The sequence below is a fragment of the Paracoccus sp. (in: a-proteobacteria) genome, assembly GCF_039808215.1.
In the GTDB taxonomy this organism is placed as follows: domain Bacteria; phylum Pseudomonadota; class Alphaproteobacteria; order Rhodobacterales; family Rhodobacteraceae; genus Paracoccus.
This window is the reverse complement of record NZ_JBDHSP010000100.1, coordinates 1-7,740: the sequence shown is the minus strand read 5'-3', so window position 1 is coordinate 7,740 and position 7,740 is coordinate 1. Positions and strand designations below refer to the sequence as shown.

The window sequence follows — 7,740 nt, the reverse complement described above, 5'->3', positions numbered from 1 at the left end:
CCGCCGAGGCGCTACTCCTCGCCCGCCCGATGCGCCAACGTCGCCCGCACCCAGTCCTGATCACGCACCGCCTCGCCGCCGCAGCCTGCCGGGGTTTCCAGTGGCCGCGCTGCCGGAAGGATGCCCATGGCGGACCCGTGTGCCGAGGAATCGATTGCAATAATGGAACACGGTTCTATAATGAAACCATATTACAGGATAGCGCCATGGATCAGACGACTCGCGCGGTTCTTGCCCTTGAATGCCTGGCCGAGGCCCCGCCTGCGGGCGTGGCGCTGGGGGATTTCGCCGCGGCGTTGGATCTGCCGAAAAGCGGCGCGCACCGGCTGCTGGCGGCACTGATCGCGGCGGGCTATGCGGGTCAGGACGCCGCGTCCGGGTTTTACCGGCTGACGCCGCGCCTGGTCGCGTTGGCCCTGCGCCACCTGGGCCGGCAGGGTGTCGTCGATGCCGCGCAGCCGGTGCTGGACCGGCTGGCCGCCCTGTCGGGAGAGCTGGTGCGCCTGTCAGTCAGCGACGGCGAGCGCCAGGTCTGGGTCGCCAAGGCCCAGGGCGCGCGGCACGGGCTGATCTACGATCCGCAGATGGGCACCTCGCCGCATCTGGCCAGCATGGCGACCGGCCAGGCCTTTCTGGCCAGCATGGCGGATGACCGGGCGCTGCGGCTGGTCGCGGCGCAGGGGCTGCAGGCCGAGGGCGCGGGTCCGAACGCGCCGCGGGACCTGCCCGCGCTTGTGGCGCGGCTGGCCGAGGTGCGCGCCGCCGGACATGCGCTGGTCAGCGACAGTTCGGCCCCCGGTATGTCGGCCATTGCCCGGGTGATCCGCCATTCCGTGGATGGCCATGTCATCGGCACGGTCTCGATCGGCGGACCGGCCACGCGGCTGACGCGCGAGCGGATGCAGGAGCTGGCCCCCGCCCTGGCCGACGCCGCGGCCGAGCTTTCCGACTGCGCGGCCGGCTCGGCCGCATTTTCCCCCGCAAGACACTGAAAAGGATACCGTCTTGGACCTGAGCCTCAGCCACGAACAGCAATTGCTGGTCGCCACCGTGCGTGACTTCATCGCCAGCGAACTGGCGCCGCTTGAAGAGGACATCGAGGCCAGCGGCGCGCTGGACCCCGGCAAGGCGCGCGAGATCCACGAGAAGTCGAAGGCGCTTGGCCTTTACGCGATGAACATCCCCGAGGAGCATGGCGGCGGCGGGCTCTCGGCGCTGGACACCATGCTGGTCGAGGAACAGTTTGGCCGCACCACCGACATCCTGATCCGCCGCGCCTTCGGCAATATCTATGAGGTGCTGCTGGCCTGCGAGGGCGAGCAGGTCGAGCGCTGGCTGCGCCCCACCGTGCGCGGCGAGCGCGTGTGTTCCATCGCCATCACCGAGCCGGGCGCAGGCTCCGACGCGGCCGCGATCCGCACCCGGGCCCTGCGCGACGGCGATGGCTGGCGGCTGTCGGGGTCCAAGCATTTCATCTCGGACGGGCTGGTGTCGGATTTCTTCGTGGTCTCGGCGGTCACCGACCCGGGCAAGGGGGCGCGCGGCATCTCGCTGTTTCTGGTGGACAGGGACCTGCCCGGCCTGAGCATCGGCCGCGACCAGCCGATGATGGGGTTGCGCGGCACCAGCCATGTCGAACTGGCCTTCGACGAGGTGGCGCTGCCGGCGGCGGCGCTGCTTGGCCCCGAGGGCGAGGGGTTTCGCATGGCGCTGGGGGTGCTGGGCCGGGTACGGCTGGCGCAGGTCGGCGCGCGCGCCATCGGCAAGGCCACCAAGGTCATGGACCTGATGCTGGATTATGCGCGCGAGCGGCGGCAGTTCGGCCAGCCGATCGGCGACTTCCAGATGATCCAGCAGATGCTGGCCGACAGCGCCATCGAGATCAACGCCGCGCGCCTGGCGCTGTGGCAGACCGCGCTGGAAATCGACGCCGGCCGCGATCCGCGCAGCCGCATCTCGCTGGTCAAGGTGCAGGCGGCCGAGACGCTGGGCCGCGTCGTCGATCGCGCGGTGCAGGTCTTTGGCGGCATGGGCTTTTGCAAGGATCTGCCCATCGAGCGCTATTATCGCGATGCGCGCATCTATCGCATCTTCGACGGCACCTCCGAGGTGCACCGCATGGTCATGGCACGGATGCTGCTGAAGGGCGAGCCGACGCTTTACGACCCCTTCGCCGGCTGAGGCGGCCTGCATGGCCGGGCCTTGCGGCATGCGCCCCGGGACCGGTGCTGGGACCGGGGCGCGATGCGCCGCCGGTCAGGGGCGGATCGCCCCGGTCTCGGCGGCGATGGCGGCGATCATGGCGCCGGTCCCGGGGCGCAGGCCGCGCCACAGGGCAAAGGCCTCGGCCGCCTGTTCGACAAGCATGCCCACCCCGTCCGACAGCATTTGCGCCCCGCCGGCCTGCGCCCGTTGCAGGAATGGCGTCAGCCCCTTGGCATAGCTGAGGTCATAGGCCAGCGCCGCACCCTGAAAAGCCGCCTCGGGGACCTGCGGACATTCGCCGGTCAGGCTGGCCGAAGTCGCGTTCAGCACGATGTCGAAGGCGCCCGCGATCGCCCCGGGCGCCACCGAGACGGCATGGCCGTGACCTTCCAGCCGGGCGCGCATCTCGTCGGCGCGTTCGGGGTGGCGGTTGGCGATCACCAGTTCGCGCGGGCCGGCCTCGAGGATCGGCAGCGCCGCGCCGCGCGCCGCGCCCCCGGCGCCCAGCAGCAGCACCCGCCGTCCCGTCAGCGGCAGGCCCAGATTGACCTCGATGTCGCGCACCAGCCCGATGCCGTCGAAATTGTCGGCGCGGATGCCGGTCGGAAGAAAGGTCAGGCAGTTGGCCGCCCCGGCCATGCGCGCCGCCGGGCTGCAGTCATCCGCAAGCGCGATGGCGCGCAGCTTGAAGGGCGCGGTGACATTGGCGCCGCGCCCGCCGGCGGCACGAAACGCCGCGACCTCGGCCTCGAACCCGTCTTCCTCGGGCTCGACGATGCCATAGTCCAGATCCTGTCCCGTGGCGCGGGCAAAGGCGGCATGGATCGCGGGCGAGCGGCTGTGCCGGATCGGCCTGCCGAACAGGACGTAATGATCGGTCATGGCGCGGCCTTTGCGGTTTCGGGGCGGCAGGGGATCATCAGCTTGTGCGTGCCCTTCTGCACGACCTCGCCGCGCTGGTTGATCAGCTCGCCCTCAAGGTGCAGGATGCCCCAGCCCGGCTTGCGCGTGCGCCGCATCTCGCCGATGTGAAAGACGCAATGCAGGCGGTCATCGACAAGAACCGGGCGCAGGAAATCCCAGTTCCAGCCCAGCGAGGCGCCGGGCGGGAACTGCAGGTCGGCCCGGGTCTTCAGTCCGTCGGCCAGCGCCAGGCCGAACAGCCCGTGGGCCACGATGGCGCCGAAATGGCTGGCGGCGGCATATTCCTCGTCGACATGCACCGGCGTGTGGTCGCCGGTCAGGTCGGCAAAGCGCTGGATCATCTCGCGCGTCACGGTGATCTCGGGGGTCACCCCGCGATCGCCGCTGCGCAGATCGTCATAATATTTCACCGCGGTCATTCATTCCCCCTTGGTCTGACAGCCCGCATCCTTGCGACGCTGCCGCTTGCCGCCTCAATCAGTTCCAGCACCAGCCCGTCCGGCAGGGACAGCCAGTTCGATCCGCGCGCCAGTTGTTGCGCGCCATGCGCCCGCGCCGCGGCGATGGTGGCGTGCAGATCCTCGACCATCAGGCCCAGATGCAGCAGCCGCCCCATCTCGCCCGGCTCGGGGTCGCGGACCAGCTGCAGGCCGCCCTCAAGCCAGACCTGGTCGGGCGCATCGGCCGGGCCTGCGATCTCGCGCACCTCAAGCCCCAGCACCGCGCCAAAGAACGCCACATGCGGCGCCGGGTCGCGGACGCGGAACGCGACATGTTCCAGAAAGCCGGTTGCGGTCATGTCATCTCCTGTTTCGGGTTCAGGGCGCGTTCGCGGCCGCGCACGCAGGCCAGCAGCGTGGCGTTGACCGGGGTGGGCACGCCCAGGCGGGCGCCCTCGGCCACCACGGCGCCGTTTACGGTGTCGATCTCGGTCGTCTGGCCCTTGTCGAGGCTTTGCAGCATCGAGGTGCGAAAGCCGAAGGGCAGGCCGCGCGCGGCCAGATCCCAGGCGGCTTGCGGATCGGCGGTCTGCGGCCGGACGCCTGCGGCGCGCGCCACCGCCATCGCCTCGGCCACGGCGGCCAGGGCGGTGTCGCGGATCTCGGGGATGTCATAGAGGTTGCCATAATCCAGCCCGGTGATCGCGGCCAGCGCGCCTGTCGCCACATTGACCAGCAGCTTGTCCCAGATCACCGCCCGCATGTCGGCCGCTGTCGTGGTGGCCAGGCCGGCGGCCGACATGGCGGCGGCAAGCGCGGTAACGCGCGGCGAGGGCGGACCGTCGCATTCGCCGATGACGGTGTGCTTGCCCAGAGTTCCCGCCCGCACGACGCCCGGCGCCAGCATCACGCCGCCGGCATAGGTCCTGCCGGCGATGACATGCGCCGGGCCGACGCAATCGGCAAGCACCGCCTCTTGCCCCATGCCGTTTTGCAGCGACAGCACCATGGTCTGCGGCCCGACCATCGTTGCGGCGCCGGCAATCGCCGCCCGCGTGTCGGCCGATTTGACCAGCACCACCAGCAGATCGACCGGCCCCAGCCCTTCGGGCCCGGATGCGGCCGCGACGCGGATGCTGTCGCGCCGCCCGGCCTCCTCAAGCACCAGGCCGTCGCGGCGCACCGCCTCGACATAGGCCGGGCTGCGGTTGATCAGCGTGACCCTGTGGCCGGCCTGGGCCAGCCGTCCGCCGATCGCCGATCCCAGCGATCCGGCCCCGAGAATCGCGATCTCCATCATGTCTCCTCCCGCGCTTCGCGGCCATTAGGCTGCATCCGTCAAAGCGGTCCAGCGCCGGCGGGCGATTGCGCCGCCCTTCGGGCCGGAAATCGGCAGCGAACTTGCCTTTGCGCCTGATTGATGCATCAATGTGGCATGGATGAGGATGATCAGACCCCCGAACCCACCCGGCCGCGGCTGGCCGACATCGCGCTGCTGGCGGGGGTCGGGACCGCCACGGTGGACCGGGTGCTGCACGGGCGGCCGAACGTGCGCGCCGCCACCCGCGCCCGCGTCGAGGCCGCCATCCGTGAGCTTTCCGCCAGCGGCGGGCGGCCGCGCATCGTTGCGCCGCCGCCGCCAGGGATGCAGTTTCGCGCCTTCCTGGGCGGCAGGCCGGGCTTTGCCAATGACATTCTGGCGCGGGCGCTGCGCCATCATGCCCGCGACCTGGGCGTGGGGCTGGCCTGCGATTTCGTGCTGCGCCGCGATGCCCCGCGCCTGGCGACGGATCTGGCCGCCTGCGCCGGCGGCGGCTGCACCGGCGTCATCGTGCAGCCGGTCGAGCATCCGCTGGTCCATGATGCCATCGCCGGGTTGCAGGCGGCGGGCATTCCCGTGGTCGCGGTGCTGTCGGCGCCGCAGGGGCTGGCGCAACTGGGCTATGTCGGGCTTGACAACCGCGCGGCCGGGCGGCTGGCCGGGCAGATCACCGGGCTTCTGTGCCGCGGCCAGGGCCAGCTGGCCTGTCTTGTCACCGAAGCCTATCGCAGCCATGAGGAACGCGAATCCGGCCTGCGCTCGATCCTGCGCGAGCGGTTTCCGGGGATGGAGCTGGTCGCCTCGGTGGTGACCGACGACGATCCGGCGGCCTGCCGCGCGCAGACCACGGCGCTTTTGTCACGCCACCCCGGGCTGGCCGGCGTGGTCAATCTGGGTGCCGGCAACCGCGGCATCGAGCGGGCGCTGATCGACGCCGGGGCCTCGGGCCGGGTGGCGTTCACCGCCTTCAACCTGACGCCGATGACCCGCCTGGGGCTGATTTCCGGCAGCGTCTCGGCGGTGGTGCATCAGGACATGGGACGCATCGCGCGGCAGGGCCTGCGCATGCTGATCGCCGCCCATCGCGGCACGCCGCCGCATCCCGACCCGATTCCCGCCGAACTGATCCTGAGCGAGAACCTGCGCGATTCCGACTCGATCCTGATCTGATTTGATGCATCAACCGTGCCGATCACGGCGTTTCCGGCGGGTTTTGTCGCGCTCGGGGTGCTGCCGGCGCGCTATGGGCTTTGTGCATGCGCGCGCCGGGGCTAGACCCGGAGGAACAGCACGGAGGAACCCATGTCGCAGCTGCCGCTTTCCGGACTCAAGGTCATCGACTACAGCCATTTTCTGGCTGGGCCGTTCATGTCGCGCACCCTGGCCGCGCTGGGCGCCGACGTGATCAAGGTCGAGCGCCCCGGCACCGGCGACGCCGGTCGCGCCTCGCCCACGCTGCGCGACGGGGTCTCGGGCTATTTCCTGCAGCAGAACATGGGCAAGCGCGGGTTGTGTCTTGACCTCAAGCAGCCCCGGGCGCGGGCGCTGATGCAGCGGCTGGTGGCCGGGGCGGATGTGTTCGTGGAGAACTATCGCCCCGGGGCGCTGCGCAAGCTGGGTCTCGGTTATGAGGAACTCTCGGCGCAGAACCCGGGCCTCGTCTATTGCTCGGTCTCGGCCTTCGGACACAGCGGGCCGCTGTCCGAGCGCCCCGGCTTTGGCCTGATCGCCGAGGCCATGTCGGGCGCCATGTCGATCATCGGCGAACCGGGCCAGACGCCGCCGCTGTTTCGCATGCCCATCGCCGACATGTATACCGGCATTCACGGCACGGCGGCGATCATCGCGGCGCTCTACGGCCGCCAGGCCAGCGGCAGGGGCACGCATATCGACCTGGCGCTTTACGATTGCATGGTGTCGATGCACGACTATGCGATCCAGGGCTATCTGATGTCGGACGGCGCGGAACTGCCGCGCCAGACCGGGCAGGACCTGCCCGATTCCACGGTCTATGGCGTGTTCTCGGTCAGTGACGGGCATCTGGTGATCGCCGCGCAGGTGGATGAGACCTGGATCCGGCTTGCCCGGCTGATCGGCGGCGAGAGCCTTGCCGCCGATGGCCGCTTTCACGGCGCCGCCAACCGCAACGCCCATAATGCCGAGGCGCTGGAACTGGTGCGTGCGTGGTGCGAAGGCCAGCCCTCGCGCGCGGCGGCGCTTGCGGCACTGGACGCGGCCGGCGTGCCGGCGGCCCCGGTGCAGACCGTGGCCGAGGTGGTGAACGATCCGCAGATCGCCGCCCGCGGCATGATCGTCGAGGTGGATCACCCGCGGCTTGGCAGGACGCGGCTGCCGGACCTGCCGTTCCGCTTCTCGGCGATCCCGCGCGCCGCGCCGGTGGCAGCGCCCGAACTGGGCCAGGACAATGCCGCCATCGCCGCCGAGCTGGGCTTTTCAGACGCCGAGATCGCCGAGATGATCGAAAGCGGCGCCCTCTGTTCGGCCTGACGGGCCGGACGCGCCGGGGTCGGGCGGGCGCAAGCTGTCAAGCCGCCGCTGCTCGCGTCGCCTTGGGTGACCAGCATTCCCGGCATCGGCGCGACCACCGCACACATGCTGCTGATCGAGATGCCCGAGTTGGGGCACCTCGAGCCGAAGCAAGCCGCAAGCCTCGCCGGGCTGGCGCCCTTCACGCGCCGCTCGGGCAAGTGGAAGGGCAAGGAGATGATCCGGGGCGGACGCGCAAGCCTGCGCGCGGCGATCTTCATGCCGGCCCTCGTCTCCATCCGCTTCAACGCGGACCTCAGAGCCAAATACCAACAGCTGATCGACGCCGGCAAGTCACCCAAA

Annotated in this window: 9 protein-coding genes; 5 read left to right on the top strand and 4 right to left on the bottom strand. The window is 70.3% G+C overall.

The genetic code is table 11. The features are described 5' to 3' along the window. Nucleotides 1–206 precede the first annotated feature (206 nt). Nucleotides 207–992 (top strand): IclR family transcriptional regulator, encoded by a 786-nt coding sequence (locus WMK75_RS17510; RefSeq protein WP_347268873.1) that lies wholly within the window; start codon nt 207–209, stop codon nt 990–992. Nucleotides 993–1,005: 13 nt separating this feature from the next. Beyond that, on the top strand, nt 1,006–2,181 hold the full coding sequence (locus WMK75_RS17505) for an acyl-CoA dehydrogenase family protein (protein WP_347268872.1): 1,176 nt from the start codon (nt 1,006–1,008) through the stop codon (nt 2,179–2,181). Nucleotides 2,182–2,256: 75 nt separating this feature from the next. Here WMK75_RS17505 and aroE read toward each other — a convergent pair whose 3' ends face one another. The 4 genes from aroE to WMK75_RS17485 are packed head-to-tail and all read right to left on the bottom strand — an operon-like array spanning nt 2,257 to nt 4,869. Beyond that, entirely contained in the window at nt 2,257–3,087 is an 831-nt protein-coding gene (aroE, locus tag WMK75_RS17500; protein WP_347268871.1) for a shikimate dehydrogenase, read from the bottom strand. Next, nucleotides 3,084–3,548, bottom strand: coding sequence for a MaoC family dehydratase (locus WMK75_RS17495; protein ID WP_347268870.1), 465 nt, complete (start codon nt 3,546–3,548; stop codon nt 3,084–3,086). The genes aroE and WMK75_RS17495 overlap by 4 nt, the downstream gene beginning before the upstream one ends. Further along, nucleotides 3,545–3,928 (bottom strand): VOC family protein, encoded by a 384-nt coding sequence (locus WMK75_RS17490; protein ID WP_347268869.1) that lies wholly within the window; start codon nt 3,926–3,928, stop codon nt 3,545–3,547. The genes WMK75_RS17495 and WMK75_RS17490 overlap by 4 nt, the downstream gene beginning before the upstream one ends. After that, on the bottom strand, nt 3,925–4,869 hold the full coding sequence (locus WMK75_RS17485) for a ketopantoate reductase family protein (protein WP_347268868.1): 945 nt from the start codon (nt 4,867–4,869) through the stop codon (nt 3,925–3,927). Before WMK75_RS17485 ends, WMK75_RS17490 begins: the two co-directional genes overlap by 4 nt. 135 nt (nt 4,870–5,004) lie before the next feature. On the opposite strand from WMK75_RS17485, the gene WMK75_RS17480 reads away from it, so the two are divergent. The 3 genes from WMK75_RS17480 to WMK75_RS17470 form a co-directional block, all read left to right on the top strand. Beyond that, nucleotides 5,005–6,060, top strand: a complete 1,056-nt coding sequence (locus WMK75_RS17480; protein ID WP_347268867.1) for a LacI family DNA-binding transcriptional regulator — start codon at nt 5,005–5,007, stop codon at nt 6,058–6,060. A 132-nt stretch (nt 6,061–6,192) separates the two neighbouring features. Continuing rightward, nucleotides 6,193–7,398: a CoA transferase gene (locus WMK75_RS17475; protein ID WP_347268866.1), complete on the top strand. Its 1,206-nt coding sequence runs from the start codon at nt 6,193–6,195 to the stop codon at nt 7,396–7,398. Nucleotides 7,399–7,464: 66 nt separating this feature from the next. Further along, on the top strand, nt 7,465–7,740 hold a 276-nt coding region (locus tag WMK75_RS17470; RefSeq protein ID WP_347268865.1), incomplete at its 3' end, for an IS110 family transposase.

What these genes read in the sequence shown, in the direction of transcription:
- WMK75_RS17475 (WP_347268866.1), top strand. Translation starts at nt 6,193, where the DNA reads ATGTCGCAGCTGCCGCTTTCCGGACTCAAGGTCATCGACTACAGCCAT.
- WMK75_RS17510 (WP_347268873.1), top strand. Translation starts at nt 207, where the DNA reads ATGGATCAGACGACTCGCGCGGTTCTTGCCCTTGAATGCCTGGCCGAG.
- WMK75_RS17485 (WP_347268868.1), bottom strand. Translation starts at nt 4,869, where the DNA reads ATGATGGAGATCGCGATTCTCGGGGCCGGATCGCTGGGATCGGCGATC.
- aroE (WP_347268871.1), bottom strand. Translation starts at nt 3,087, where the DNA reads ATGACCGATCATTACGTCCTGTTCGGCAGGCCGATCCGGCACAGCCGC.
- WMK75_RS17480 (WP_347268867.1), top strand. Translation starts at nt 5,005, where the DNA reads ATGGATGAGGATGATCAGACCCCCGAACCCACCCGGCCGCGGCTGGCC.
- WMK75_RS17495 (WP_347268870.1), bottom strand. Translation starts at nt 3,548, where the DNA reads ATGACCGCGGTGAAATATTATGACGATCTGCGCAGCGGCGATCGCGGG.
- WMK75_RS17490 (WP_347268869.1), bottom strand. Translation starts at nt 3,928, where the DNA reads ATGACCGCAACCGGCTTTCTGGAACATGTCGCGTTCCGCGTCCGCGAC.